The organism is Haloferax prahovense DSM 18310 (assembly GCF_000336815.1).
GTDB classification, from domain to species: Archaea; Halobacteriota; Halobacteria; order Halobacteriales; family Haloferacaceae; genus Haloferax; species Haloferax prahovense.
This window is the reverse complement of the sequence record NZ_AOLG01000009.1, coordinates 412,621-437,778: the sequence shown is the minus strand read 5'-3', so window position 1 is coordinate 437,778 and position 25,158 is coordinate 412,621. Positions and strand designations below refer to the sequence as shown.

Annotated in this window: 23 protein-coding genes and 1 pseudogene; 11 read left to right on the top strand and 13 right to left on the bottom strand. The window is 66.8% G+C overall.

The window, feature by feature from the left end; all coding sequences use genetic code 11:
* Positions 1-73: 73 nt before the first annotated feature.
* Positions 74-1,696, bottom strand: coding sequence for a long-chain-fatty-acid--CoA ligase (locus tag C457_RS04615; protein ID WP_008092398.1), 1,623 nt, complete (start codon positions 1,694-1,696; stop codon positions 74-76).
* 176 nt (positions 1,697-1,872) lie between these two features.
* Here C457_RS04615 and C457_RS04610 point away from each other — a divergent pair, with 176 nt between their 5' ends.
* Positions 1,873-2,118, top strand: a complete 246-nt coding sequence (locus C457_RS04610; RefSeq protein ID WP_004972531.1) for a hypothetical protein — start codon at positions 1,873-1,875, stop codon at positions 2,116-2,118.
* Positions 2,119-2,147: 29 nt separating this feature from the next.
* On the opposite strand, the pseudogene C457_RS04605 reads toward C457_RS04610, so the two are convergent.
* Positions 2,148-4,332, bottom strand: a pseudogene (locus C457_RS04605) (AMP-binding protein).
* A gap of 185 nt (positions 4,333-4,517) precedes the next feature.
* Positions 4,518-6,218, bottom strand: coding sequence for an acyl-CoA mutase large subunit family protein (locus tag C457_RS04600; protein ID WP_008092396.1), 1,701 nt, complete (start codon positions 6,216-6,218; stop codon positions 4,518-4,520).
* 222 nt (positions 6,219-6,440) lie between these two features.
* Here C457_RS04600 and C457_RS04595 point away from each other — a divergent pair, with 222 nt between their 5' ends.
* From C457_RS04595 to C457_RS04585, 3 genes are all read left to right on the top strand, one after another.
* Entirely contained in the window at positions 6,441-8,366 is a 1,926-nt protein-coding gene (locus tag C457_RS04595) for a NosD domain-containing protein (protein WP_008092395.1), read from the top strand.
* Positions 8,367-8,460: 94 nt separating this feature from the next.
* Entirely contained in the window at positions 8,461-9,267 is an 807-nt protein-coding gene (locus C457_RS04590) for an ABC transporter ATP-binding protein (protein ID WP_083864265.1), read from the top strand.
* A complete protein-coding gene (locus C457_RS04585) occupies positions 9,264-10,085 on the top strand; it encodes an ABC transporter permease (RefSeq protein WP_008092393.1) in 822 nt (273 codons plus the stop codon). The genes C457_RS04590 and C457_RS04585 overlap by 4 nt, the downstream gene beginning before the upstream one ends.
* 51 nt (positions 10,086-10,136) lie before the next feature.
* Here the strand turns inward: C457_RS04585 and C457_RS04580 are convergent, their stop codons facing one another.
* Complete coding sequence (locus C457_RS04580) at positions 10,137-10,781, bottom strand: FAD-dependent oxidoreductase (RefSeq protein WP_008092392.1); 645 nt, start codon at positions 10,779-10,781, stop codon at positions 10,137-10,139.
* Between the two features lie 306 nt (positions 10,782-11,087).
* Between C457_RS04580 and C457_RS04575 the strand changes: the two genes are divergently transcribed.
* Together C457_RS04575 and C457_RS04570 are read left to right on the top strand one after the other, a co-directional pair.
* A complete protein-coding gene (locus C457_RS04575) occupies positions 11,088-12,848 on the top strand; it encodes a 2-oxoacid:acceptor oxidoreductase subunit alpha (RefSeq protein WP_008092391.1) in 1,761 nt (586 codons plus the stop codon).
* The gene (locus C457_RS04570; RefSeq protein ID WP_004972539.1) at positions 12,845-13,708 is read left to right on the top strand and encodes a 2-oxoacid:ferredoxin oxidoreductase subunit beta; all 864 of its coding nucleotides are present in this window, start codon (positions 12,845-12,847) and stop codon (positions 13,706-13,708) included. Before C457_RS04575 ends, C457_RS04570 begins: the two co-directional genes overlap by 4 nt.
* A 40-nt stretch (positions 13,709-13,748) precedes the next feature.
* On the opposite strand, the gene C457_RS04565 is transcribed toward C457_RS04570, so the two are convergent.
* Both C457_RS04565 and C457_RS04560 read right to left on the bottom strand, forming a co-directional pair.
* The gene (locus tag C457_RS04565; RefSeq protein ID WP_008092390.1) at positions 13,749-14,459 is read right to left on the bottom strand and encodes a DUF6517 family protein; all 711 of its coding nucleotides are present in this window, start codon (positions 14,457-14,459) and stop codon (positions 13,749-13,751) included.
* Between the two features lie 92 nt (positions 14,460-14,551).
* Positions 14,552-14,749, bottom strand: a complete 198-nt coding sequence (locus C457_RS04560) for a hypothetical protein (RefSeq protein WP_049904942.1) — start codon at positions 14,747-14,749, stop codon at positions 14,552-14,554.
* Positions 14,750-14,985: 236 nt separating this feature from the next.
* Between C457_RS04560 and C457_RS04555 the strand changes: the two genes are divergently transcribed.
* Both C457_RS04555 and C457_RS04550 read left to right on the top strand, forming a co-directional pair.
* Positions 14,986-15,768 (top strand): aldo/keto reductase, encoded by a 783-nt coding sequence (locus C457_RS04555; RefSeq protein WP_049913401.1) that lies wholly within the window; start codon positions 14,986-14,988, stop codon positions 15,766-15,768.
* A gap of 88 nt (positions 15,769-15,856) precedes the next feature.
* Positions 15,857-16,048 carry a DUF7333 family protein gene (locus tag C457_RS04550; RefSeq protein ID WP_004972543.1) on the top strand — a complete coding sequence of 64 codons (192 nt, stop codon included), beginning with the start codon at positions 15,857-15,859 and terminating at the stop codon, positions 16,046-16,048.
* A 52-nt stretch (positions 16,049-16,100) separates the two neighbouring features.
* Here C457_RS04550 and C457_RS04545 read toward each other — a convergent pair whose 3' ends face one another.
* The 3 genes from C457_RS04545 to C457_RS04535 form a co-directional block, all read right to left on the bottom strand.
* A complete protein-coding gene (locus C457_RS04545) occupies positions 16,101-17,222 on the bottom strand; it encodes a DUF373 family protein (RefSeq protein WP_008092386.1) in 1,122 nt (373 codons plus the stop codon).
* Positions 17,223-17,265: 43 nt separating this feature from the next.
* Positions 17,266-18,267: a signal peptide peptidase SppA gene (gene sppA, locus C457_RS04540; protein ID WP_008092384.1), complete on the bottom strand. Its 1,002-nt coding sequence runs from the start codon at positions 18,265-18,267 to the stop codon at positions 17,266-17,268.
* Between the two features lie 90 nt (positions 18,268-18,357).
* Positions 18,358-19,281, bottom strand: coding sequence for a coiled-coil protein (locus C457_RS04535; RefSeq protein ID WP_008092382.1), 924 nt, complete (start codon positions 19,279-19,281; stop codon positions 18,358-18,360).
* 299 nt (positions 19,282-19,580) lie between these two features.
* Between C457_RS04535 and C457_RS04530 the strand changes: the two genes are divergently transcribed.
* Positions 19,581-20,006 carry a DUF371 domain-containing protein gene (locus C457_RS04530; protein ID WP_008092380.1) on the top strand — a complete coding sequence of 142 codons (426 nt, stop codon included), beginning with the start codon at positions 19,581-19,583 and terminating at the stop codon, positions 20,004-20,006.
* Positions 20,007-20,081: 75 nt separating this feature from the next.
* Positions 20,082-20,888, top strand: a complete 807-nt coding sequence (locus C457_RS04525; protein WP_008092378.1) for an endonuclease III domain-containing protein — start codon at positions 20,082-20,084, stop codon at positions 20,886-20,888.
* Here C457_RS04525 and C457_RS04520 read toward each other — a convergent pair whose 3' ends face one another.
* The 3 genes from C457_RS04520 to C457_RS04510 form a co-directional block, all read right to left on the bottom strand.
* Positions 20,889-21,320, bottom strand: a complete 432-nt coding sequence (locus tag C457_RS04520) for a DUF7332 family protein (RefSeq protein ID WP_008092376.1) — start codon at positions 21,318-21,320, stop codon at positions 20,889-20,891. It abuts the gene before it with no gap.
* Positions 21,321-21,438: 118 nt separating this feature from the next.
* Positions 21,439-21,822, bottom strand: a complete 384-nt coding sequence (locus C457_RS04515) for a methylglyoxal synthase (protein WP_004972550.1) — start codon at positions 21,820-21,822, stop codon at positions 21,439-21,441.
* A 112-nt stretch (positions 21,823-21,934) separates the two neighbouring features.
* Entirely contained in the window at positions 21,935-23,857 is a 1,923-nt protein-coding gene (locus tag C457_RS04510) for a beta-CASP ribonuclease aCPSF1 (RefSeq protein ID WP_008092373.1), read from the bottom strand.
* A 248-nt stretch (positions 23,858-24,105) separates the two neighbouring features.
* Between C457_RS04510 and C457_RS04505 the strand changes: the two genes are divergently transcribed.
* Complete coding sequence (locus C457_RS04505) at positions 24,106-24,585, top strand: hypothetical protein (RefSeq protein WP_008092370.1); 480 nt, start codon at positions 24,106-24,108, stop codon at positions 24,583-24,585.
* A gap of 41 nt (positions 24,586-24,626) precedes the next feature.
* On the opposite strand, the gene C457_RS04500 is transcribed toward C457_RS04505, so the two are convergent.
* Positions 24,627-25,124 (bottom strand): HTH domain-containing protein, encoded by a 498-nt coding sequence (locus C457_RS04500; protein WP_008092368.1) that lies wholly within the window; start codon positions 25,122-25,124, stop codon positions 24,627-24,629.
* Between the last annotated feature and the right edge of the window lie 34 nt (positions 25,125-25,158).

Sequence of the window (25,158 nt, the reverse complement as noted above, 5' to 3'; positions counted from 1 at the left end):
AACGAAAACCAGACCCCGCGACCGCGGTTAAGAGTCGGCTACCCGCAGAAATGCGGACTTAACGCGGTCGTTCCTATCCTTCCCCGACCATCCGCCCTTCGTCTTCCCACTCCCGCTCGCGCAGTTCGTACTTCTGAATCTTCCCGGTCGCGGTCTTCGGGAGTTCGGCGACGAACTCGATTTCCTTCGGCACCTTGTACGTCGCGATGCGCTCCCGGCAGAACTCGATGAGCGCCTCGGCGGTGACACCCGGCGCGTCGGGGTCGCCGCTCGTCGGCACGACGAACGCCTTCGGCGACTCGCCCCACTCGTCGGACGGAACGGGGATGACCGCCACGTCGCCGACGGCGTCGTGGTCGAACAGCGTGTCCTCCAGTTCGATGCTGGAGATGTTCTCGCCGCCGGAGATGATGATGTCCTTCTTGCGGTCCTGGATGCTGATGAAGCCGTTCTCGTCGACGACCGCGAGGTCGCCCATGTGGTAATATCCTTCCAGCCGCGCCGAGAAGGCCTCCTCCGTCTCCTCGGGTTTGTTCCAGTACTTCTCCATCACCTGGTTGCCCGCGACGACAATTTCGCCGATGGACTGGTCGTCTCTCGGCACGTCGGTTCCGTCCTCGTCGACGACGCGAACGTCGGTGCCGAGGTAGCCGATGCCCTGTTTCTTCTTCACGCCGAAGCGGTCGTCGCCGTCTGTCAGGTAGCGACCGGCCTCCGAGGTCGTGATGAGCGGTCCGGTCTCGGTGGCTCCGTAAACGTGCATGAGCCGCCAGCCGAACTCGTCTTCGACGGTCCGAATCGTCGCCTCCGGCGGGGCCGCGCCCGCGGTCGCCGCCCGGACGGGGCTCGCGCCGGTCGTCTCGACGCCCCCCGCCTCGCGGTAGTGTTTCATCAGGATGTTCAGCACCGTCGGCGCGGCGCAGAGATACGACACGTCCTCGTCGCGGATGGCGTCTAACACGGTCTCGGCGTCGACCCCGCGGGTGCAGACGTGCTTCGCGCCGTGTCCGGTAATCGCGTAGATGTGGCCCCAGCCGTTGACGTGGAACATCGGGAGCGTCCAGAGGTAGACGTCGTCGTCGGCGATATCCTGGTGCATCGAGACGAGGTAGGCGTGAATCGTCTCGGCGCGGTGGGTCCGACAGACGCCCTTCGGGTCGCCGGTCGTCCCCGAGGTGTAGTTGATGGTGACGATGTCGTCTTCGTCCATCTCCGGGCGCTCGTAGTCGGTCGACTCCGCGACCAACTCGTCGAAGTCGAGCCACTCGCCGTCGGTCGATTCGGCGGCCTTCTCGGGGTCGTTCGTGACGAAAATCTCCGTCGGAATCTCGTCGCGGACCTCGTCTATCTTCTCGGCGAAGGCGTAGTCGGCGTAGACGGCCGTCACGTCCGCGTCGTTCAGCATGTACTCGAAGTCGGCCGGGACGAGCCGGTAGTTCAGCGGCATGTGTACGGCTCCGAGCTGCATCGACCCGTAGGCGGCTTCGAGGTGGTAGTGCGTGTTCGGGTCGAGCACTGCGACCCGGTCGCCCTTCTCGACGCCGCGGGACTGGAGCGCCGCCGAGAAGCCGTCGGCGCGCTCGCCGAGTTCGTCGTAGGTAAAGCGCTCGCCCGTCGTCGCCACGACCGCCTCCTCGTCCCCGTAGTACCGCCGCGCGCGGTCGAGGAACTCCGTCACCAGGAGTGGTTTCTTCATACGCGCTATCCTTCACTAACGTTCAAAATAAATGTGCGGGCTGGTACCGCGGCGCGAATGATTGAGAACAATTCGCACACCGAGCGACAATAGCCCACGACTCGGGCCGCGAGAGACTATATTACTACACAAACTATGCAGGAAAATACCTTATTCGTGGAGTTCGTAGCGCGCGTATGGCGCTTTCAGACTACACCGGGCGCTCGCCGACGGGGCGGGACGAGACCATCGTCCGCGTCGTCCCCCACCGACTGTGGCGTCCGGGCGACGAGCGAATCGAACCGTGTACCTACAGCGGCGAGGAGATTCGGCTCTCCGAGAAACACCTCCTCGCCGTGGTCGAACGAGACGGCGTCCGGGAACGGCTGTACTTCCGCGACGAGCCGTCGCTGTCGGCGTGGGTCGAAGAAAAGCCGCGATAGGACGGAGCCGACGGTGGTGGAGCCGGTGGTTACTCGCTTTCGACCTGCCGCTGAATCGACTCGACGATTTCGGGGTTCCGGAGCGTCGTCGTGTCACCGAGTTCCTCGCCGTTCGCGATTTCCTCGAGGAGGCGGCGCATGATCTTCCCGGACCGCGTCTTCGGCAGTTCGGGCGTGAACACGACCATCTCGGGGCGGGCGATGGGACCGATGGCGTCCTCGACGCCCTCGATGATGCGTTTTCGCATCTCGTCGTCTTCGTCCTGTCCCTCCTCGGTGATGACGTAGGCGTAGACGGCCTCGCCTTTCACCTCGTGATTGCCGCCGACGACCGCCGCCTCGGCGACGCCCTCGACGCCGACGATAGCCGACTCGATTTCCATCGTCCCGAGGCGGTGGCCCGAGACGTTGATGACGTCGTCAACGCGCCCGAGGATGGTTATGTAGTCGTCGCCGTCGATTTTCGCGCCGTCCTCGGGGAAGTAGACCCAGTCGTCGGGGTCGTCGCTGTCGGTGTCGGAGTACTCCTGCCAGTACTCCTGGATGAAGCGCTCGTCGTTCTTGTAGAGCGTCCGGAGCATCCCCGGCCACGGCTTGTTCACCGTGAGATAGCCCGCCCGTCCGGCGTCGACCCGCCTCCCTTTCGTGTCGACGATCCGGGCGTCGATGCCCGGCAGCGGCGGGCCGGCCGACCCGGGTTTCATCTTCTTGATTCCCGGGAGGGTCGTTATCATCATGCCGCCGGTCTCGGTCTGCCACCACGTGTCCACGACCGGGCAGTCCTCGTTGCCGATGTGNTTCATCTTCTTGATTCCCGGGAGGGTCGTTATCATCATGCCGCCGGTCTCGGTCTGCCACCACGTGTCCACGACCGGGCAGTCCTCGTTGCCGATGTGCTTGTAGTACCACTTCCACGCCCGCGGATTGATGGGCTCACCGACTGTGCCGAGCAGGCGGAGGCTCGACAGGTCGTGCTGTTCGGGGAACCTGCTGCCCCATTTCATGAACGCGCGAATCGCCGTCGGCGCGGTGTAGAAGATGTCGACGGCGTACTTCTCGATGATGTCCCACAGGCGGTCGCGGTTGGGGAAGTCGGGCGTCCCCTCGTACATGACCGTCGTCGTCCCCAGCGCCAGCGGCCCGTAGACGATGTAGGAGTGGCCCGTAATCCAGCCGATGTCGGCCGAACACCAGTACGTGTCNGTACATGACCGTCGTCGTCCCCAGCGCCAGCGGCCCGTAGACGATGTAGGAGTGGCCCGTAATCCAGCCGATGTCGGCCGAACACCAGTACGTGTCTTCCTTCTCGATGTCGAGGACGGTGTGGGAGGTCCACGCCGCGTACGCGAGGTAGCCGCCGGTGGTGTGCTTGACGCCCTTCGGCTGTCCCGTCGTCCCCGAGGTGTACATCAGGAACAGCATGTCTTCGGCGTCGCGCTCGACGGGGTCGACGCGCTCGCCGGCGTGCTCGTCGAGGAGGTCGTCCCAGTCGTGCTGGTTGCCCTTCAGGTCGTGGCCGAAGCCGTCGTCGCCGAGGCGGTCGACGACGACCGTGGCGTCGACGCCGTGGTCGACGCCGTCGAGGCCCTCGTTGGCCTTGTCGAGGTGGTCGAGCGGGTCGCCACGGCGGTAGTAGCCGTCGCAGGTGACGAGGAACTGGGAGTCCGCGGCGTTCATCCGCGTCGCCAGCGCGTCGGCGGAGAAGCCGCCGAAGACGACCGAGTGCGGCGCGCCGATGCGGGCGCACGCGAGCATGGCGATGGGCAGTTCGGGAATCATCGGCATGTACAGCGTGACCACGTCGTCCTCCTCGACGCCGAGGTCGCGCAGCGCCGCCGCGAACTCGTTCACCTCGCGATAGAGGTCCTGATAGGTGTAGGTCCGCGTCTCGCCGTGTTCGCCCTCCCATTTGATGGCGACGCGGTTCTTGTCCCCGTTCTCGACGTGGCGGTCCACGCAGTTGTACGAGACGTTGAGCTTGCCGCCCGTGAACCACTTGTAGAACGGCGGGTTCGAGTCGTCCAGCACCTCGTCGTACTCTTCGTCCCAGTCGAGCATCTCGGCGGCCCCCTCCCAACACTCGGGCCAGTTCTCCTCGAACTCGTCGTAGACGGCCGGGTCGGAGACGTTCGCTTGCGCGACGAACTCCTCGGAGGGTTCGAACTCCTCTTGCTCGACCAGCCGTGCCTCCAGTTCGGTGTCACCGTCTGCCATAGTACGTGCTAACTACACCAATCCTCCATGATAAATCTATGTAGTCCAGCAGTCCGAGCGGGGACTCTCGCCGCGGGTGGTCACCGGTCCGTCGGTCGGTTACGCGAGCCGGCGGTGCGCGTTCCAGTCAGCGAACGTTCATGTCATCCCCAACGTTTCGGGCGGGCTCGCCGCGTCGGCGACGCTCACATCACGCCGATAGTCTCGCGGTAGGTGCCGTACTCTTCGGCGAACACACCCATGATTTCGCCCATCGTGACGTACTCCTTGGCGGCGTCGACGAGCACCGGCATGACGTTCCCGCCGTCGCGGACCGTCTCGCGGAGTTCGTCGAGGGCGGCTTCGACCGCCTCGTCGTCGCGGTCGTCCTTGACGGATTCGAGGCGCGAGAGCTGTCGGTCCTGCACCTCGTCTTCGACGTGCAGCAGGTCGGGACGGCTGTCGTCGTCGCTGGCGTACTTGTTGACGCCGACGACGACCTCCTCGCCGTCTTCGACCCGCGACTGGTACTCGTAGGACGCCTCGCTTATCTCGCGGTGGTAGTAGCCCTCGTCGATACCGGCGAGGACGCCGTCGCGGACCGAGCCGTCGCCCATCTCTCGAATCTCCTCGATGTAGGCCATCGCCTCGGCCTCGATTTCGTCGGTCAGCGTCTCCACGAAGAAGCTCCCGCCGAGGGGGTCGATGACGTCGGCCGCGCCCGACTCCTCGGCGATTATCTGCTGGGTCCGCAGGGCGACGGTGACGGCCTCCTCCGAGGGGAGCGCCAGCGCCTCGTCGAAGCTGTTCGTGTGGAGCGACTGCGTGCCGCCGAGGACGCCCGCGAGCGCCTGAATCGTGACGCGGACGATGTTGTTGAGCGGCTGTTGGGCCGTCAGCGACTGCCCCGCCGTCTGGGTGTGGAACTTCAACTGCTTCGAGCGCTCGTCTTCGGCGTCGTACCACTCCGACATCACGTCGTGGTAGATGCGACGGGCGGCGCGGAACTTCGCCACCTCCTCGAAGATGGAGTTGTGGGAGTTGAAGAAAAACGACAGCTGGGGGGCGAACTCGTCCACGTCGAGGCCGCGGTCCACCGCGTCTTCGACGTAGGCGAAGCCGTCGGCGAGCGTGAACGCGAGTTCCTGAATCGCCGTCGACCCGGCCTCGCGGATGTGGTAGCCCGACACCGAGATGGGTCGGATGCGCGGAGTCTCCTCGGCGGCGAACTCGACGGTGTCGGTGACGAGTTTGAGCGACGGTTCCGGCGGGATGACCCACTCCTTCTGCGCGATGAACTCCTTGAGCATGTCGTTCTGGAAGGTGCCACCTATCTGCTTGCGGGGGACGCCGCGGTTGTCCGCGAGCGCGACGTACATGGCGAAGACGACCGGCGCGGAGGGGTTGATGGTAAAGGAGGTCGTGACCTCACCGATGTCGATGCCGTCGAACAGCACCTCCATGTCGCGGAGGGTGTCGACGGCGACACCCTCCTTTCCGACCTCACCGTCGGAAAGCGGGTCGTCGGAGTCCTTGCCCATGAGGGAGGGCATGTCGAACGCCGTCGAGAGCCCGGTCTGACCGTTCTCGATGAGGTAGTGGAAGCGCTCGTTGGTCTCTTTCGCCGTGCCGAAGCCGGCGAACTGCCGCATGGTCCACGTCCGCCCGCGGAACATCGTTGGGTACACCCCGCGCGTGTACGGGGACTCGCCGGGGAAGCCGAGGTCCGATTCGTAGTCGAGGTCGGCCACGTCGTCGGGGGTGTAGAGGTCCTCGACCTCGTGGTTCGAGACGGTGGCGAACCGGTCTTTGCGCTCGCCGCCCTTCTCCACGAAGGGGTCGCGGGTCTCCGATTCCCACTCGTCGCGCGCCTCGCGGATGGACGCCAAATCTTCCTCGTCGTACATGCTCGTGAATCCGTATGGACGATGATTAAGGATTCGGGTCGAAGTCGCCCCTTCGGTCGGTTCGCCCTCGACCGCGAGGCTTCGACGCACAGACCATCGCGCATATCACCCCCCGAAGACCTAGCCACCGGCATGTACGACCGCGCGACAGGCACGGGGACCCTCGATGCGGCAGCTCACCCCGCCGGGGCCCCCGCATCCGACGGGGTCGAGCGCTGACCGATGGCGCTCGTCACGCCCGAGACGACCCGCTGGGTCGCCGCCGCGACGGCGCTCGTCTTCGTCCTCGCGAGCGTCTCCTTCGTCGTCCCGGCCTCCGGGTCCGTCGCGCCGGTCCCCTTCGACGACACCGTCAAGACCGGCGGCACGTCGGTCGACGTTCGCACGGCCGAAGTCGAGGGCTTCGAAGTCCCGCTCGCGCAGGTCCACTTCTCGCGGTACCGCTTCATCATCGGCTACTACGACGTGACCACGGCCGCCGCCGACGTGTCCACGTCCGAGAGCGCCCGCCAGTTCGGTGACCCCCTCGCGGTGTTCGTCACCGACTACGCGACGGTCTCGCCCGCGCTCGACGACGACGGCTACCTCCGAACCGAACACAACCGCAACCCCGGCTGGACGAAAGCGTCCGAGGCGTCGTTCGTCGTGGACTCCGGCGCGCGAGTCCCCTCCGGGCCGATTGCCGTCCCGTTTTCCGACGCCGACGCGGCCCGCTCGTTCGCGGAGGCTCACGGCGGCACGGTCGTCGATTGGGCGACGCTCCGCGACCGCGCCGGCGACCCGCTTTCGTCACGGCTCGACGCCTTCGAGTCGTCGGTCGCCGCCCACCACGAGTGGGCGAACCAGACCACCGCTGCGAGTGATGCGCTGTTCGACAGGCCCGTCTCGACCGTCGTCGGCGAGGACGCGCCGACCGTCGAAGCCGCCGTCACGTCGGCCCCCGCGAACACGACCGTCTACGTCCCCGCGGGCACCTACTCGGTCGACGCGGTCGAACTGAACCGCTCGATTACGCTCCTCGGGGCCGGACCCGAGACGCGACTCGTCGGCGACGGAAACGGGAGCGTCGTCCACCTCCGCGCCGAACGGAGCGCGGTCGGGAACCTCTCCGTGTCCGGCGTCGGCGAGGTTGGAACCCGCCGGGTCCGCGCCAGCAACGAGTCCGTCGACTGGGACACCCGGGTCGAACTCGCCTACGGCCGCGGCGACGCCGGGGTCGTCCTCGACGGCGCGAACGAGTCGGCCGTCCGCGGGGTCGAAATCGACACGCCAGCGAGCGGCATCATCGCCCGCGAGAGCGCCGACAGCGTCGTCGACGATGTGACCGTCCGCGGGGCCGACGAGCCCTCCGAGGGCTTCATGGGCGTCGTCCTCATCGGCGAGCGGTCGGTCGTGCAGGACTCGACGTTCATCGACGGCCGCGACGGCGTCTACACCCACCGCGCCGACGGGAGCGTCGTCCGCGACAACCGCATGGAAGACGGTCGCTACGGCGTCCACCAGATGTACACCTCGGACGCGCTCGTCGCCGACAACGTCGTCCGCGGGGACCGCATCGGTGTCGTCCTCATGACCCGGCCCGTCGGCAACCTCGTCGTCGGAAACGACGTGCGCGAGTCGGAGTTCGGGTTCATGCCCGCCGGGAGCGACACCTACGTCGCTGACAACGTCTTCGCCGGCAACGGCTACGGCATGGACGTGAGCGGCGACCGGCAGGTGTACGTCGGAAACGTCGTTGCCGGAAACGGGGTCGGCATCCGCGGGAGTTCGACGTTCCCGACGAACGTCGTCGTCCGAAACGACATCGTCGACAACGACGTGCGCGTCGAGTCGTCGCTCGGCCCGATGCGGACCTGGACCGCCGACGGCGAGGGCAACTACTGGGGCGACCTCCCACTCGAAGACGCCGACGGCGACGGGGTCTACGACCGAGCGTACCAACCCTCCGGGGCGGTCGACGCCGAACTCGGCCGCGAACCCGGCGCGCTCGCGCTCTCGGAGTCGCCCGCGGTGCGCGCGCTCCGCAGCGCCCGCGACGCGGTGTCTGGCCTCCGCGGGTCCGGCGTGGTCGACGCCGCGCCGCGGACCGAACCGGTCCGCCCCGAGACGCTCGCCGCCCTGAACGCGACGGAGGAGACCGATGACTGACCGCGACCGGACGAACCCGGCGACTGACGAAAGCGAGACAGACCCGACGGCCGATGGAACCACGACGCCACCGACGACCGACGGAGACACCACGATGCCGAATCCCGAACCAGCGACGACCGCCGAGACCGCTTCCGACGAATCGACGGGCGAGAGCGCCGCCGCCGACGCCGACGCCGCGACCGCCGAGAGCGGCCGACCGGCCATCGCCGCGACCGACCTCAGTCACGCCTTCGGCGACGTGCGCGTCCTCGACGGCGTCTCGCTGTCGGTCGCCCCCGGCGAAATCGTCGCGCTCGTCGGCCCCAACGGCTCGGGGAAGTCCACGCTCCTGCGGTTTCTCGCGCGGGTCCGCGCGCCCGACGAGGGAACGGTCACCATCGGAGCCAGTGACGGGCGCGCCCGCGTGGGCTACCTCCCGCAACAGCCCGGCTTCCGCGCCGGCTTCTCTGCGACCGACACGCTCGACTTCTACGCGCAGTTCGTGGACGACCCCGTGGACGTGGCCGACGTGTTGGAGCGAGTCGGCCTCGCGGGCGCCGCCGACCGCCGGGTCGACGCGCTCTCCGGCGGGATGACGCGGTTGCTCGGCCTCGGGCGGGCGCTCGTCGGCGACCCGGCCGTGGTCGTCCTCGACGAACCGGCCAGCGGCCTCGACCCCGGCATGGTTGAACGGCTGTTCGACATCGTCTCCGACCTCGCCGACGCGGGCGTCGCGGTCGTCCTCTCGTCGCACAACCTCGGCCCCGTCGAGCGGACCGCCGACCGCGTGGTCGTCCTCGACGGCGGGCGGTTCGTCGCCGACGGCGACCCGCGAGCGGTGGTCGAGTCGGTCGGCGCGGCCGACCTCCAGACCGCCTTCGGCGACCTCGTGGCGACCGAGGAGGTGACGGGGAGATGAGCGCCGACGGCCGAGACAGCCTCGGCGACCTGTTCGCCATCGCGGCCCGGGAGCTTCGAACGGTGGTCAGAACCCCGGCTGTCGTCGCGCTCTCGGTCGTCTTCGCGCTGACCGTCGTCGCGGTCGCGGCCGCGGGCTCCGGCGCGCGCGGCGGCTACGTCCCGCTCGTCCTCGACTTGGCCCCGTTCGTGGAGGCGCTCGTCCCGCTTCTCGCCGTCGCGCTCTGCTACCGGGCGGTGCTCTCGGACCGCGAGTCGGGCGAACTCGACGTGCTCAGGACGTTCGACGTGTCTCGCCCGGCCTACGTCGGCGGCGTCTACCTCGGCCGGGGGCTCGCGCTCGTGTTCGTCGTCTTCGGGTCGCTGCTCGCCGCGGGCGCGACCGTCCCCGTCCTCTCGCCGCCGGACCCGACGTTCCTCGCGCTGAACGAGGCCGCCGACTCGCCGGTCGCGTTCCTCCGGTTTTCGGTCCTCGCGGTCCTGTTCGCCCTCGCGGTCGCGGCCGTCGCGCTCGCCGTCTCGGCCGCCGCGCGGACCGCTCGGCAGGCAATCGCGCTCGCCGTCGGCCTGCTCGTCGCCTTCGTCGTCGGCGTCGACGCCGCCGCCGTCGCCGGACTGGCCTCGGGGAACCTCGGCATCGACGCGGTCCCGCTCGTGCTCGCGGCGAGCCCGAACGGCGCGTTTCGGTCGCTCGTCCTCGGCGTCGCCGTCGAGACCGGCGGTTCGACCTCGCCGGTCGCGGCGCTTACGGGGCTCGTCGGGTGGGTCGCCGTCGCGCTCGCGGTCGCGGTGCTGACGGCGTGGCGACCGGTAGAATAGTGCTGGGCAGTGCTGGACAGCGCTGGGCGGGCGAGCAGGCGGTCGAAGCGCCTACCCGAAGTTCTCGACCTTCGCCGCGTCGGCGTCACCGCCGGCCGCTTCGACCGCGTCGGTCGCGCGCTCGACGAAGTCGGCGAAGCCGTAGACGAACACCTGCTCGCCCTCGTCGCCGGTGAGCGCGTCGGAGACGGCGTCGGCGAGGTCGGAGTCGTCGCCGGTGACGACGACGCTCGCGCCGTCGTCCCGGATCGCCGCGAGGCGTTCTTCGTGCGCTGGCGCGTCGTCGAGGTAGACCACGGCGGCCTCGTTGCCGTCGGCGACCGCGGCCTCGGCGATGCCGACCGCGGGGCCGACGCCGGGGCCGCCCGCGAGGACGACCACGCGCGACTCGCCGTCGTAGTAGCTCTGACCGAACGGCCCGGAGACCTCGACGTCGTCGCCGGCGGCGAGCGAGTCGAGGTGCTGGCTGAACGGCCCGGCCTCCTCGGGGTCGATGCCGACGGTCACCTCGAACGTGTCGCCGACGCCGGGCGACGAGAGCGTGTAGAACCGCGCGTACGACTCGCCGTCGACCTCGGCGGAGAGCTTGACGAACTGGCCCGGTTCGGCCTCGAAGCCGTCGGGCGTCTCGAACTCGATGGCGACCGTTCCGGGGCCGACGTCGCGGACCGCGGCGACGGTGACGATTGCGTCCATGCGAGCGGCTTGGTCGCAGGCTCACAAGGGCCTTGCCTTCCCGGACGCGCGCGCCGGAGAGCAGGACAAACCGTCCCGGCCGTGCACATAGTGTGAACCGGAAAGAATTGCCACGAGAGGGCAAAACACACCTTGATTGGATGTTCGTCCAGTTATTCCCCGTATGTGCGGCCTCTTATTTCATATAACCATCTCAATCAGCGTCTCTAAAACTTGTTCGTTAAATTTCCATATGTTACCGGTACCGTCGTTTAACACCAATTTTCAGAAGGCTTTTGACCCGGCTATGGGTAGATTTCACTCAGCATGCCTGCGGACTTCAACTGGGCCATCGGCGGCGAGGCTGGCGATGGCATCGACTCCACGGGGAAGATTTTCGCTCAGGCGCTATCCCGGGCTGGACGCCACGTGTTCACCTCTAAGGACTTCGCTTCGCGAATCCGGGGCGGATACACCGCGTACAAGGTTCGGACTGCCATCGACCCCGTACAGAGCGTCGTCGACCGACTCGACGTGCTCATCGCACTCACACAACGAACAATCGACGAGAACCTCGACGAACTGCACGAGGGCTCCGTCATCATCTACGACGGCGACCGCTCGACGATGGCGGACGTCGAAATCCCCGAGGGAATGGTCGGGCTGGACATCCCCCTCAAGGCGCTCGCCGAGGAGGCGGGCGGCGCTATCATGCGCAACGTCGTCGCGCTCGGCGCGGCGTGCGCCGTCGCGGACTTCCCCATCGAGAACCTCGACAGCGCACTGCAGAAGCGCTTCGGCGGGAAGGGCGAGGCCATCGTCGAGAACAACAAGAAGGCGGCTCGCGCGGGCCTCGAATACGTCCACGACGAGTACGACCACGAGTTCGACTACGACCTCGAGACGACCGACGAGGACTACGTGCTCATCAACGGCGACCAAGCCATCGGCATGGGCGCCATCGCCGCCGGTTGCCGCTTCTACGCCGGCTACCCCATCACGCCCGCGACGGACGTGATGGAGTATCTCACCGGCCGTATCGAACGCTACGGCGGTCACGTCGTACAGGCGGAAGACGAACTCGCGGCCATCAACCTCGCGCTCGGTGCGGCACGCGCCGGCGCGCGGTCGATGACCGCGACGTCCGGTCCGGGTATCGACCTGATGACCGAGACGTTCGGTCTCGTCGCCACCTCGGAGACGCCGCTCGTCATCGTCGACGTGATGCGCTCGGGCCCCTCGACGGGGATGCCGACCAAGCAGGAACAGGGCGACCTCAACATGATGCTCTACGGCGGCCACGGCGAGATTCCGCGCTTCGTCGTCGCGCCGACGAGCATCGACGAGTGCTTCTGGAAGACCGTCGAAGCGTTCAACTTCGCCGAGAAGTATCAGGTTCCGGTCTACGTCGCGGCCGACCTCGCGATGGCGGTCACGGAACAGACGTTCTCCCCCGAGGCGTTCGACATGGACGAAGTCGAAATCGACCGCGGCAAGGTCGTCGACGACGACTCCATCGACGAGTGGCTCGACGAGGAAGGTCGCTTCCAGCCGCACGCGCTCACTGACGACGGCGTCAGCCCGCGCGCGTTCCCCGGCACGGAACAGGGCGCACACATGTCGACCGGTCTCGAACACGACGAACTCGGTCGGCGGACCGAAGACCGGTCGATGCGCGTCGAGCAGGTCGACAAGCGCGACCGGAAGGTCGAGACCGCAAAGGAGACCGAGGACTTCTCGCCGCGCGAGTTCGGTGACGCCGATTCCGACACGCTCATCCTCTCGTGGGGCTCCAACGAGGGCGCGCTCGTCGAGGCGCTCGACTTCCTCGAAGCGGACGGTATCGACGTTCGGTTCCTGTCGGTCCCGTACATGTTCCCGCGGCCGGACCTCACCGAGGAAATCGAGGCGGCAGACGAGGTCATCGTCGTCGAGTGTAACGCGACGGGGCAGTTCGCCAACGTCGTCGAGCACGACACATTGACCCGTGTCAAGCGCATTAACAAGTACGACGGCGTCCGCTTCAAGGCGGACGAACTCGCAGACGAAATCAAAGCCACCCTCGACGCAGAGGAGGTCTCAGCATGAGCTCAAACGTCCGCTTCACCGACTTCAAGTCAGACAAACAACCGACCTGGTGTCCCGGCTGTGGGGACTTCGGGACGATGAACGGCATCATGAAAGCCCTCGCCAACTCCGGCACCGACCCCGACAACACGTTCATGGTCGCCGGCATCGGCTGTTCCGGGAAAATCGGGACGTACATGCACTCGTACGCCATCCACGGCGTCCACGGGCGCTCGCTCCCGGTCGCCGCCGGCGTCAAGCTGGCGAACCCCGACCTGACCGTCGTCGCCGCCGGCGGCGACGGTGACGGCTACTCCATCGGTGCGGGCCACTTCATCCACGCCGTCCGCCGCAACGTGGACATGGCCTACACCGTCATGGACAACCGCATCTACGGCCTCACGAAGGGTCAGGCCTCGCCGACCTCGCGCGAGGACTTCGAGACCTCGACGACCCCCGAAGGACCGAAGCAGCCCCCGGTCAACCCGCTCGCGCTGTCGCTCGCGGCCGGCGGCACGTTCATCGCGCAGTCGTTCGCGACGGACCACAAGCGCCACGCGGAAATCGTCCAGGAGGCCATCGAGCACGACGGCTTCGGCTTCGTGAACGTGTTCAGTCCGTGTGTCACGTTCAACGACGTGGACACCTACGACTACTTCCGCGACAACCTCGTGGACCTCGCGGACACCGACCACGACCCGACCGACTACGACGCGGCCAAAGAGAAGATTCTCGACTCGTCGAAGGAGTACGAGGGCGTCATCTACAAGGACGAAAGCTCCGTCTCCTACGAGGAGAAGTTCGGCGTCGACCAGAACATGTCGGACATCCCGTCGGGCGCGCCCGACGACGCGATGGACCTCGTCCGCGAGTTCTACTAACGACTCCCGCCGAACTCGCGGTCGACGCCGCGCCGCTCGCTCATCGAACTTCGACCGTTCTTTCGACCGTCCCCGGATGCTCGACAGCGCCCGCGAGCGCCGCGACCGCCTCGGTCTCGTCCACGTCGGCCCCGTGGACCGCGAGAACGATCACCACGTCGCCGTCGTGTTCGACCGTCGCGAGGTGGAGTCTCACTTCGGCCGTCCCGCCCTCGTAGGCGACCGTCTCGCCGTCGACTGCGGTCTCCCCGGCTTCGACTTCGACCGTGCCAGCGTAGGTGACGAGTTCCGTCTCCGACCCGAGCATCGTGACGTTCCGTGCGCCGACCTCGCGGACGCCGTTGACCTCTGGGACGTTTCCGAGCGCCTGCGCGTCGGCCAGCAAGTCGAGACCGGCCGCGACAAGGTCGCGGTTGCCGAGGTTCGAAAGCGGGTTGACCGACTGGCCGGCGACTTCGGCGTTCGGCGACGAGACGACCACGAGGGCCGTGATATCGTCGTCGTCGGTCGTCTTCGAGTATCCGGACACCCAGACGTCCGCGCCGACGGAGCGAGAGGCGGGACCGACGCCGACGTCGTACGAAATCGGGACGACGGTGCTGTTGCCGTGGACGTAACCGTGTGCCTCGTAAGCCGACGCGGGAATCGTCGCGGGCTGGGCCGCGAACGTGGTCGAGCCGCCGAGTCCACCGAGGCATCCCGCGAGCGCGACGACGAGCGCGAGCGCGAGGGCTGTGCGTAGTTGAGGCATGCTACCTAGAGGCGCTCTGAGAGTATGACAGTCTCGCCGCCGCGAAAAAGACCGATTCGGACCGCTCCCGAAAGATTTCCGTCGACCGCTGGTTACTCTACCGACTCGACGTGGAGTCGGTAGCGCGTCCCGCAATCGAGACACCGGGCGTCGTCGGATTCGATGAGTTCCGTCACCAACACCTCGCCGAACTCGCAGTTCGGACACTCGTAGACGAGCGAGTCACCCGCGATGCGGTGTGCGAACGCGTTCGTGTTCTCTTCTGTCAACGGCTCTGATGCGGACGACATTCCTGATCACCGTTCAGATATGCTACCACATGTCACATAAACTATCCGCCGCCAAGCGTCGAGCGGCGTCGGGAGGCATCGGGGAGCGAACATCTGAGACCCCGTGTGACACACTCTCGGGCCATGGGAGCCGGAAATTCGCCCGCCCTTTCGGAACGCCTTTTCAACTCGCGGCCCACGGTCCGACCATGACGGAGAACGCCGCTTCAGCAGACGATGCACCGCGGGCGAACGGGATGCCGATGCTCGGGCTCGGGACGTGGCAAAACACGAACGCCGACGAGTGTCGCAACGCGGTGCAGACGGCGCTGGAGATGGGCTACCGCCACATCGACACCGCCCAAGCGTACGAGAACGAAGCGGAGGTCGGCGAGGGCATCGCTGCCGCCGACGTCGACCGCGACGAGGTGTTCCTCGCGACGAAGGTGTGGGCCGACAAGCTGTCCCACGACGACGTCATCGAAAGCACGGAAGAGAGCCTCGAAAAGCTCGGCGTAGACTACGTCGACCTCCTGTACGTCCACTGGCCGTCCCGCGAGTACGACGCCGAAGAGACGCTCGCGGCGTTCGACGAACTCGTCGAACGCGGGCTGACAAAGCGCGTCGGCATCTCCAACTTCGAGCCCGAACAGGTCCGCGAGGCCGTCGAACTGTCCGAGTCGGGCGCCTTCGCCAACCAAATCGAGATGCACCCGCTCCTCCAGCAGGAAGAGCTCCGCGAGGTCTGCGCCGAGGAGGACATCGAAATCGTCGCGTACTCGCCGCTCGCCCGCGGGAACGTTTTCGACGTCGACGTGCTGTCCGACATCGCCGAGAAGCACGACGCGAGCGAGGCGCAGGTGTCCTTGGCGTGGCTCCGCGAGAAAGGCGTCACCGCGATTCCGAAGGCGACGAGCGAGGGCCACATCCGCGACAACTGGGAGTCGCTCGCGCTCGACCTCGACGACGAAGACGTGGCCGCCATCGACGCCATCCAGACCGAAGAGCGCTGCATCGACCCCGACTTCGCGCCCTGGTAAGCGACTGAACCCGCGTTTTTCCGGTTCGCCTCTCGATTCGCCGTCGGAAGCCGCAACGGATTTGTCGAACGGGTCCCGACAGAATCGCATGGAGTTCGACCTCCCCAAGACAGTCGCGTTGCTCGTCGCGCTCGTCGTCGTCGGAACCGCGGCCCTCGTCGGGATGGGCGTCATGGCCACGAGTACCGTACTGATGATGGTGACGCCCGCGATGCTCGTCTTCGGGGCCGTCTGTCTCGCCATCGGCGTCAAGCACGGCGAGTACCGAGCGGCGAACTAACGGCGCGGAACGAAGCGAAAAAGCGGCACGGAAGACCGCAACTCTCGTTTTCTCACGGCGTGTCGACCACGTCTTCGAGCGCGTCGTCCGAGACGCTCGCCGAGATGCGGACGCCCACGACGCTCACGACGATGCCGGCGACGATGAACATCGCCAGCCGCTGGACCGGCGTGAGCGCGAGTCGCCCGAGCAGTTCGAGGTTCGGCAACTCCCCCTGTCGTTCGAGGAGGAAACCGGCGAACCCGCGGACGACCAGCCCGATGGCGACGACGCCGAACGGGAGGTTCATGTACGACGTGGAGACGCGCTCGCTCCCGATGAGTTCGTCCAAGAGACGGCCCGCGCTCGCGGTTAGCGCGGCGAGCGCCAGCCACGGGACGCTGTGGTAGACGAACAGGAGCGACGGGACGAGCACCTCCTCGCTCCCGCCGACGCCCGGCGTCCGGATGGCGAGCGCGCCGAGGAACAGCCCGACGATGGCCAGCCCCGCGGCGACCGCGTAAGTGACGACCGACACCTGTCCGGAGTAGAGGGCGTCGCGAATCTGGTCGGGTGCGTCCGAGAGGAACTCGTCGATAGCGAGCCCCTTGTAGAGGAACACCGCGCCCATGAGGGCGGCGAGCCCGGCCATCGCGACCGCGGGAGTGAACTGGACGAGAAGCAGCGGGACGAGGAGCAGTCCGACCCCGAGCGGGACGAGTATCGTCGAGCGAAGCTCCTCGTCGCCGAGGAACTGCTTGAGCAGGTAGTACGTCGACTCGATGTCGTGGGCCTGTCGGACCACCACGCGGTCGACCGCGTCGACCCGGAACCGGCTCTCGACGACGGGGACGAGTCGCTCGTCTTCCGCGCTGTCGATGACGACGACCGCGGACTCGACGTCGAACTGCTCGGCGAGGTCGTCGAGCTGTCGTGCGACGGCGCGGTCGGCCCCGACGGGGCTGTCGCTCGTCCCCGAGATAACCGCGATTTCGGCGTCTTCGCGCTCGTCTCTGAGTTCACGCGTCGTCCGCAACGCCGCGAGAAGGCAGTTGACGCTCGAATCCTCGGGGTCGGCGAGCCCCACGTCGGTGACGAGCGACCGGACCGCTTCCCAGCCGACAACGGGCGTCGAGAGCCCGGTCTTGCGGCCGATGTCGTTCGCCCGGTCGACACAGAGGACGAGCGTTGTCACGTCGAAGACGAACGCGGGCGCGGGCTAAAAAGCCTCCCAGTCGTCAGAACCGAAACGAAAAGCCGTCGTCCGGTTCGACCGACGAGGCGACCCCCGCACCGAAGGCGTACGCCGCCCCCTCGACACCGCCGCGGAGCCGGTCGGTGAGGCCGACCTCGGGGGTGAACTCCCGCACCGAGACCTCGTCGCGGCCGAGGAGTTCGGCGAGTCGAGCCTCCACGTCGTCGCGGGTGCCCAGCGAGTCGACCAGCCCGAGTTCGTGGGCCTCCTCGCCGAGGTAGACGCGGGCCTCAGTATCGCGGACGACTTGCGGGTCCATGTCGCGCCCTTCGGCCACGCGCTCGACGAAGTCGTCGTAGTAGTCGTCGATGAGCCCCTGGAGGTACTCGCGTTCGTCCTCGGTCGGCTCCTTGAGGGCCATCCCCGCGTCCTTGTACTTCCCCGCGGCGAACCGCTCGTAGGAGAGGCCGACCTTGTCGGCCAACTCCGAGGCGTTGACCGACGAGCCGATGACACCGATGGAGCCGACGACGCTCACGTCGTGGGACCACAGTTCGTCACAGCCGCTGGCGATCCAGTAGCCGCCCGAGGCGCAGGTGTCCGTGGCGTACGCGACCGTCGGGCCGTCGAAGTCGGCGGCCGCCCGGCGGATGTTGTCGCTCGGCAGCACCTCGCCGCCGGGCGTGTTCAGTTTGACGAGGAGCGCGTCGACGTTCTCGTCGTCGGCCGCGGCGTCGATCTGTTCGACGATGTCGTCGGCGGGCGTGCCGCCGCCGCGACCCGGAACGGGGCCCCCGCCGCCGTCGCGGGAAATCGGCCCCTCGACGGCGACCTCGGCTACGTCGTAGTCGGGGAAGGCCGAGGCGGCGAGCCTGCCGCCGACGCGGAGCGCGGCGACGACGGTTCCGATGACCAAGAGGAGCCCCGCGAGGTCCGCGAGCGTGTCGGGGACGCGGTAGAACAGGACCCAGCCGACCGCCGCCGCGACGACGGCGAGGACGACCACGATAGTCAGCCGGTAGATGCGCGTGAAGCTGTCGGTCACGGTGAATCACTCATGGCTGTCGCTGGGGCTTCGAACGGGATAAAAATGATACGTCGCAAGCGCGACGAAGAGAGAGAAAGTGACCGGGGTTTAGAGCAGACCGGACTTCTGAAGCTTCATCAGGTCCTCGGTCTCGAGGGTCTCGCCTTCCTTGAACTTCTGGTAGATCTCCTCGGCCTCGGCCTTGGCGGCTTCGCGCTCCTCGGCGCGGGAGTCCTTGCGCTGGCGCTCTTCCTTCTTGTCCAGCTCGCGGAGGCGCTTCTGGACGCGGACGAAGTCCTCGTGGTGACGGTCGGCCGCTTCCTGGGCTTCGACGAAGAGCTCGTGCATCTCGTCGGCCTTGTCGCGGATGTCGTCGGCCTCGCGGTAGGCCTCGATCATCTGGTTGTGGTGTTCCTGGGCGTCGTCGGCCAGCTCTGTCACCTTCTGGTGGTGCTGGGACGCCTCGGAGCGGACCTCTTCTGCCTCTTCGATGAGCGCTTCGAGGTCACCGCTCTCTTCGACCTTGTCCTTTTTTTGGCGAAGTTCTTCGCGCTTGTTCTCGATCTTCTCGATGAGCTCGCGCTCGTCTTCGGTCGAGAGGACTTCGGTCTGCTGGCGGAACTCGAGTTGCTCGATCTCCTCTTTGAGCTCGTCGATGTCCTTGCCGTCGTCGAGCTCGAGGTCGCTTTTCATTTCGTCGACCTCGTCGAACAGCTCGTTGGCTTTCGCGTTGAGCTCGTTGCGGCTCTGCTTGTGTTCCTGCACCTGCGAGTTCATCTCGTCGCGCTTCTCGCGGTGCTTCTGGGCTTCGTCAACCTTCTCGCGAGTCTTCGCGTTGAGGTCGTCGCGCTTGGATGCGCGCTCAGAAGCCATCTGGTTTAGTTCATTGCGGCGGTCACGGAGTTGACCGGCGAGTTTGATGAGTTCGCCTTTCGAGCCGCTCTCGAGCTTTTCGTCTGGGAGATCGATGTTTCGTGCCTCGTCGAGTTCCTGCACGTCGAACTCGCTAAGTACTTCCTGCTTCGTTACCATGCGTAATCAATCCTCGATACCATCACCACTCCGTGCGTGGCGGCTGCTCGTGGGAGTGCGACCGACCGTGGATAAGAATTCCCGATCATTCTGCGTGCGATGCCGCCGAAACGCCGGAGGCGCTCAGGTACATACACATACAGGCGACCAGTTAATAAATACTTCGGTGAAAATTCGGGTGAAAACAGTTACCACACCGCTCGTATCGACCGTATTCACCATGTCAGTGTTTGCCATGGACGTATATAAATGGGATGCGAACCGTGGGGGCTAAACCGAGTCGGGTCGGATGCCACGCCATGAGAGAAGTCATCCGCGCACGCGGCCACGAGCACGTGCGCGCCGAGCACGCGAGCACGTTCGAGGTGACGACAGACGACTGGCTCACCCCCGCGGGCGACTGCATCATCGGCGTCGAGGCCGACCGCACCCCCGCCGACTTCGACCCGTCGTTCGTCGAGGCCTGTCAGTCCCACGACGCCACTATCGACGTGCGCGTCCGCGTGGACGCGGACGGCGACACCTACGAGCAGGCGGTCCGCGCCCGCGGACACCCGGACCTCTCCTTCGAGGGCGACCGCAGCGTCGTCTTCCGCACGAGCGACTACGTGGACGACCGGACGGGCGCGGTCGGCGCGGCCCACGCCGCCGCGGGCTTCGACCGCGACCTCGTCTCGGCGCTCGCCGACGGCGCGGAACTGACGGTCACCATCGAAGTCGAATAGCCCCGCGCAGACGGCGGACCAACGCGAGCCGACCGACGGAATGCGCTTTTCACCGCGCGGTCGTAACCTCCGGGCATGCCCGAAGAACCCTCCGAGAACATCAGCGGCGGCACGAGCGGCGGCGGTCGAGAGACGGCGGTCGACCCCGCCGATCCCGAGACCGCGACGCGCGCCGAGGTCGTCGTCGACCGACTCGGCGAGCGCTACTGGCGGAAGGCCTACGGCGGGCAGGGCGGCTTCGAGTGCCTCGTCCGGACGATTCTGAGTCAGAACACGAGCGACAAGGCGAGCCAACCCGCCCACGACGAACTCATGGCGCAGTACGGCGGCGGCGACCTCGCCGAGTCGCTGGCGGCGGCCGACCGCGAGGGCATCGTCGAGGCCATCCGCTCGGGCGGGCTCTACAACCAGAAGTCGAAGCTCATCCAAGGCGTCGCCGAGGACGTGCTGGCCGACTTCGGGAGCGAGGCCGATTTCGACCGCTACGTCCGCGAGGAAGTGCCCGCGACGGTCCGCGACCGACTCCTGGAGATGAAGGGCGTCGGCCCGAAGACCGCCGACTGCGTCCTCCTCTTTGCGGGCGGCCGCGGCGGCGTCTTCCCGGTTGACACCCACGTCCACCGCATCGCTCGGCGAATCGGACTCGCGCCGGCTGACGCCGACCACGAAGGCGTTCGCGCGGCGCTCGAACGCGACATCCCCGACGAGAAATGCGGCTTCGGCCACACCGCGATGATTCAGTTCGGTCGCGAGTTCTGCACGGCCCGAAAGCCCGCGTGTCTCGACGGACCGGAGGCGTGCCCGATGGCCGACGTGTGCGACATGGTCGGCGTCGACGCGGCGGCACAGGCCGTCACCGACCCCGCGGCCGCGGACGACTGACTAACAGGACTTCGTTTTGAGTCCGCTCACCGGCGAGCCGTCGTCCTCGTAGCTCGATTCGATACCCGAACCGGCGAACATCGGGAGGTTCATCGAGTAGTCGTAGACGACGCTGAATCGCGAGAAGGGGTTCGAGAGGAACGCCGACGCGGGGCCGACGCCGTCGAACGCGACGCCTGCCCGGAGTTGGACGATGGAGTCGTTGCCGACGGAGCCGCTGGCTTCCATCCCGAAGCCGCCCTCGCCGCCGAGGTTCTCGAAGACCGAGAGGAAGACGACGAGGTCGATGCCCGCGCCCTCGCCGCCGATGTCGAACTGGTGGCCCTCGCCGGGGAAACACGGCGAGGTCGGGCCGGTCGCGGCGGCGACCGGGGCGGTCGCAACGGTGAGAATCACGGTGAGCGTCAAGGACGCGCGGGTCGCGGCGTTCATACCGTCGCCTCCGGCGCGCTGGTAATTAAGGATACGTCGCGATTCTCAGGGGTGATACCACGAGTCGGCGAAAAACGAGACGAGAGACGGGGGTCGCGGCGGGGCGCGGACCCGGCGATTACTCCTCGCCGTCGAGCTGTCTGATGAGTTCGTCGAGGACGGCGTCTGCGCTGGCGAGGTTGGTCGCCAGCGGCGTCTGATGCACGTCGCAGATGCGGAGCAGAGCGGTGATGTCCGGCTCGTGGGGCTGGGCGGTCAGCGGGTCGCGAAGGAAGATGACGCCGTCGCAGGTCTCGCTGGCAATCTCCGCGCCGATCTGCATGTCGCCGCCGAGCGGCCCGGACTGCTTGCGCTCGATGTCGAGGCCCGTGGCGTCGATGAGTCGCTGCCCGGTCGTCCCCGTCGCCATGAGTTCGAAGCGTTCGAGGTCGGCCTGTCGCTCCTCGGCGAACGAGATGAGGTCCGGCTTCTTCTCGTCGTGAGCAATAAGTGCGAGACGCATGGCAAACACTCGTTCGAGCGTCGTGATTAATCTTCGCCCGGAAGCCGTCCGTGAGAAATCGTCGCGCGGCGGCGATTGATACGTCGACGCGGGTCGCCGTGGACGAGAGTCGTTACTTGAAGCGGAACGTCTCGAGGTTCTTCGGCGCGAACGTCCGCATGTTGTAGTCGTGGTAGAGCGCCGACGAGAGGTCCTGCACGGAGCGCTCGTCGCCGTGGACGCACAGCACCTTCTCCGGGCGCGGGTTCATCGTCTTGACGAAGTTCTCGAGGCCCTGCCGGTCGGCGTGACCGGAGAAGCCGTCGACGGTCTCGACGTCCATCTCGAGTTTCAGCGTGTCAGACCGGCCCATGCCGTCGCGGCCGTTGACCGGAATTTCGTCCCAGCCGTTCTGGATGCGGCGACCGAGCGTTCCCTGCGCCTGGTAACCGACGAAGACCAGCCGGGACTTCGGGTCGGGACCGACGTGGCGGAGCCACGACATGATGGGGCCGCCGGTGACCATCCCGGAGGTCGAGAGGATGATGGCCTGGTCGCCGTCGGCGACGTCCTGTCGCTCCTCTTCGCCGCCGTCGATGTGGTTGAACTCCTCGGCGAGGAACGGGTTTTCGTCTTCGTGGAAGATGCGGTCGCGGAGGTCGTCGCGGAGGTACTCGGGGTAGGTCGTGTGGATGGCCGTCGCCTCCCAGATCATCCCGTCGAGGTGGACGGGCATCTCCGGAATCTTGCCGGAGCGCATCGCCTCTTCGAGGACGAGCATGATCTCTTGGGAGCGACCGACGGCGAACGCCGGGATGACGACCTTGCCGCCGCGGTCGTACGTCTCGTTTATGACCTCGATGAGGCGCTTTTCGGAGTCCTGCTGGTCGGTCTGGTAGTCGTTGCGGCCGCCGTAGGTCGATTCGAGGACGAGCGTCTCCACGCGCGGGAAGTCGTTGACCGCGCCGTTGAACAGGCGGGTGTCCTCGTAGTGGATGTCGCCGGAGAACGCGACGTTGTAGAGGCCGTCGCCGATGTGGAAGTGCGAGACTGCGGAGCCGAGGATGTGGCCCGCGTTGTGGAACGTGAGCTTCACGTCGGGCGCGATGTCGGTCACGTCGCCGTACTCCAGCGGGATGGTGTGCTTGATGGCCTCGCGGACCATCTCGGACTCGTACGGCGGGGTGCGACCTTCCTTCGAGGCGACGTCGAGGTAGTCGAGCGTGAGCAAGCCCATGAGGTCGCGGGTCGGCTCGGTCGTGTAGATGGGACCGTCGTAGCCGTACTTGAACAGAAGCGGGACGAGCGCCGAGTGGTCGAGGTGGGCGTGGGTGAGAACGACCGCGTCGAGCGAGTTCGCGCCCGACCCGAGCGCCTCGGGGACCTGCAGATACGGCACGTCGTCGGAACCGGGCTTGTCGCCGCAGTCGACGAGGATGCGGGTCTCGGGCGTCGAGACGATGAATGACGCGCGACCGACCTCGCGGCAGCAGCCGAGGGTCGTGATTCGGACCCACTCGTCGTCCGAGAGCTGTTCGCGGTGAATCTGCCGACCGGTCCGTTCGAGGATGCGGCGACGGTCCTCGCGTTCCTGTTTCAGGAAGTTGCGGACGTTCGAGACCGTCGAGGACTCGATGGGCGGGGTGCGGACGACTTCGGGCGTCCAGCCGACTTTCTGCGTAATCTCGCGGAGCGTCGAGCCGTGGCGACCGATGACCATGCCCGGTTTCTCGGCCTCGATAACGACTTCGCCGGTGTCGATGTGGAAGTCGAGGTCGGTGACGCCGGCCTCCTCGGGGATGACGCTCAGAATCTTGGGTTCGGCCTCCCGGGGGTCGGACAGCACGTCCGGGTCCGGGCGAACCGTGATTCGCTTTCGGAGCTTACTCGCGAGTTTCCGGATGAGGTCGCCGTTCTGAGCGAACTTCTTCGGGTCGCGCGTGTAGACGACGAGTTCGGGACCCTCGTACTTGACGTCGGAAACCGAGATGTCGCGGGGGAGTTCGTTCGTAATCTCTGCCTTCAAATTCTCGAGTTGTTTATCTACGGAACTCATAGTTACGAGCGACCCGTCCGGTCCTGCGCCGGCAGGTCTCGGGAACCCCTACCTCAGGAGCGTCGACACGAGACGGTCCACGTGTACGAGTGCCAGTCTCGGCCAACTGCGGAGAGAGCATAGTGAACTGAATACGGTGGTATCTCGACTGCGGGAAGAGGCAGGGAAAACCCGCTTACCCGACAGTACCATGTCGCCAGTATAAAACCCTTCGCAAAGTCGAAGCGTCTCGGGGCCGACCGACGACCATGGAACTCACACCGGCGGCCGTCTCGGCGGAACACGATTGGGTTCGAGAGCGCGCGGACGTGGTCGTCCCGCTCATCAACGAGACGCGGAGCCGACTCGGCGAGCAGTTCGGCACGCGCGTCGGCGAGGTCGACGACGCGGCCTACTTCGACGCGGTCGACGCGGTGTTCGCCGACGGCGAGGTCGGCGTCAACGTCGCGGCCTACGTGCGCATCCTCAAACAGTTGGACGTGCAGGACGACTATCCCGGGTTCGTCGTGGACGAGGTGCTCGGCCGCGAACTCGCGGCGACCATCGCCGGCGGCGAACCGCTTCGACTGCTCGCGCAGGCGACGTTCCACTTCGCGGACGTGGCCGTCCACACCGACGGTCCCGCCGGACGCGACGACCTCGATGCCGCGCTCGCCGCGGGGTTTCAGACCCGCCTGCCGGGGTGGTCGTGGCGCGAGGGCGACTCACCGTTCGACAGCCGGCGCTGACGACGGGACGGCGTCGCCGGAAAAAACCGTGTTCGGACCGCTTACCACTCGATTCGGACGCGCTCCGACGACTGCTCGGACTCGCGTTCGGCCTGCGAATCGAGGTCGCTGAGACGTCCGCGGAACGCACCGATGCACTCCTCGCACGCGGTCACGTGCGCGAGAACGCCGTCTTCGTACTCCGCCATGACCGCCCGCGGGGTCCGCCGCGTCGGTCGCTCCGGCCCCATCCGGCCGATGCCGCGCACCTCGGGGTCGCCTAACCCCGCCAAGCGCTCGCCGCGCGTCGCCGCCCACCGCGCGTACGACGCGAGTCGGTCGCGGGTGCGGCGCTCGCGCGGACTCAACCTCCCAGAGAGGTCCACGAACCGGTCCCACGTCTCGACCGTGTACTCCGAGACGAGACCGCGTTCGACGATGTTGTCCAGTCGTTCGATGACCGGTGTGAACTCCGCGCGCCGGCCGCTCGGAACCCACAGTTCGATCCGGACCGCCTCCTCCCGAGGAGTCGGCCGCTCGTCGCTCACAATTGTGTCCATTGTTAGCACGCCAACCACCACGTCGAAGGTAGGG

Excerpts from the sequence above, each read along its gene's own strand:
- C457_RS04615 (WP_008092398.1), bottom strand. The coding sequence starts at position 1,696 with ATGAAGAAACCACTCCTGGTGACGGAGTTCCTCGACCGCGCGCGGCGG.
- C457_RS04610 (WP_004972531.1), top strand. The coding sequence starts at position 1,873 with ATGGCGCTTTCAGACTACACCGGGCGCTCGCCGACGGGGCGGGACGAG.
- C457_RS04600 (WP_008092396.1), bottom strand. The coding sequence starts at position 6,218 with ATGTACGACGAGGAAGATTTGGCGTCCATCCGCGAGGCGCGCGACGAG.
- C457_RS04595 (WP_008092395.1), top strand. The coding sequence starts at position 6,441 with ATGGCGCTCGTCACGCCCGAGACGACCCGCTGGGTCGCCGCCGCGACG.
- C457_RS04590 (WP_083864265.1), top strand. The coding sequence starts at position 8,461 with ATGCCGAATCCCGAACCAGCGACGACCGCCGAGACCGCTTCCGACGAA.
- C457_RS04585 (WP_008092393.1), top strand. The coding sequence starts at position 9,264 with ATGAGCGCCGACGGCCGAGACAGCCTCGGCGACCTGTTCGCCATCGCG.
- C457_RS04580 (WP_008092392.1), bottom strand. The coding sequence starts at position 10,781 with ATGGACGCAATCGTCACCGTCGCCGCGGTCCGCGACGTCGGCCCCGGA.
- C457_RS04575 (WP_008092391.1), top strand. The coding sequence starts at position 11,088 with ATGCCTGCGGACTTCAACTGGGCCATCGGCGGCGAGGCTGGCGATGGC.
- C457_RS04570 (WP_004972539.1), top strand. The coding sequence starts at position 12,845 with ATGAGCTCAAACGTCCGCTTCACCGACTTCAAGTCAGACAAACAACCG.
- C457_RS04565 (WP_008092390.1), bottom strand. The coding sequence starts at position 14,459 with ATGCCTCAACTACGCACAGCCCTCGCGCTCGCGCTCGTCGTCGCGCTC.
- C457_RS04560 (WP_049904942.1), bottom strand. The coding sequence starts at position 14,749 with ATGTCGTCCGCATCAGAGCCGTTGACAGAAGAGAACACGAACGCGTTC.
- C457_RS04555 (WP_049913401.1), top strand. The coding sequence starts at position 14,986 with ATGCCGATGCTCGGGCTCGGGACGTGGCAAAACACGAACGCCGACGAG.
- C457_RS04550 (WP_004972543.1), top strand. The coding sequence starts at position 15,857 with ATGGAGTTCGACCTCCCCAAGACAGTCGCGTTGCTCGTCGCGCTCGTC.
- C457_RS04535 (WP_008092382.1), bottom strand. The coding sequence starts at position 19,281 with ATGGTAACGAAGCAGGAAGTACTTAGCGAGTTCGACGTGCAGGAACTC.
- C457_RS04530 (WP_008092380.1), top strand. The coding sequence starts at position 19,581 with ATGAGAGAAGTCATCCGCGCACGCGGCCACGAGCACGTGCGCGCCGAG.
- C457_RS04525 (WP_008092378.1), top strand. The coding sequence starts at position 20,082 with ATGCCCGAAGAACCCTCCGAGAACATCAGCGGCGGCACGAGCGGCGGC.
- C457_RS04520 (WP_008092376.1), bottom strand. The coding sequence starts at position 21,320 with ATGAACGCCGCGACCCGCGCGTCCTTGACGCTCACCGTGATTCTCACC.
- C457_RS04515 (WP_004972550.1), bottom strand. The coding sequence starts at position 21,822 with ATGCGTCTCGCACTTATTGCTCACGACGAGAAGAAGCCGGACCTCATC.
- C457_RS04510 (WP_008092373.1), bottom strand. The coding sequence starts at position 23,857 with ATGAGTTCCGTAGATAAACAACTCGAGAATTTGAAGGCAGAGATTACG.
- C457_RS04505 (WP_008092370.1), top strand. The coding sequence starts at position 24,106 with ATGGAACTCACACCGGCGGCCGTCTCGGCGGAACACGATTGGGTTCGA.
- C457_RS04500 (WP_008092368.1), bottom strand. The coding sequence starts at position 25,124 with ATGGACACAATTGTGAGCGACGAGCGGCCGACTCCTCGGGAGGAGGCG.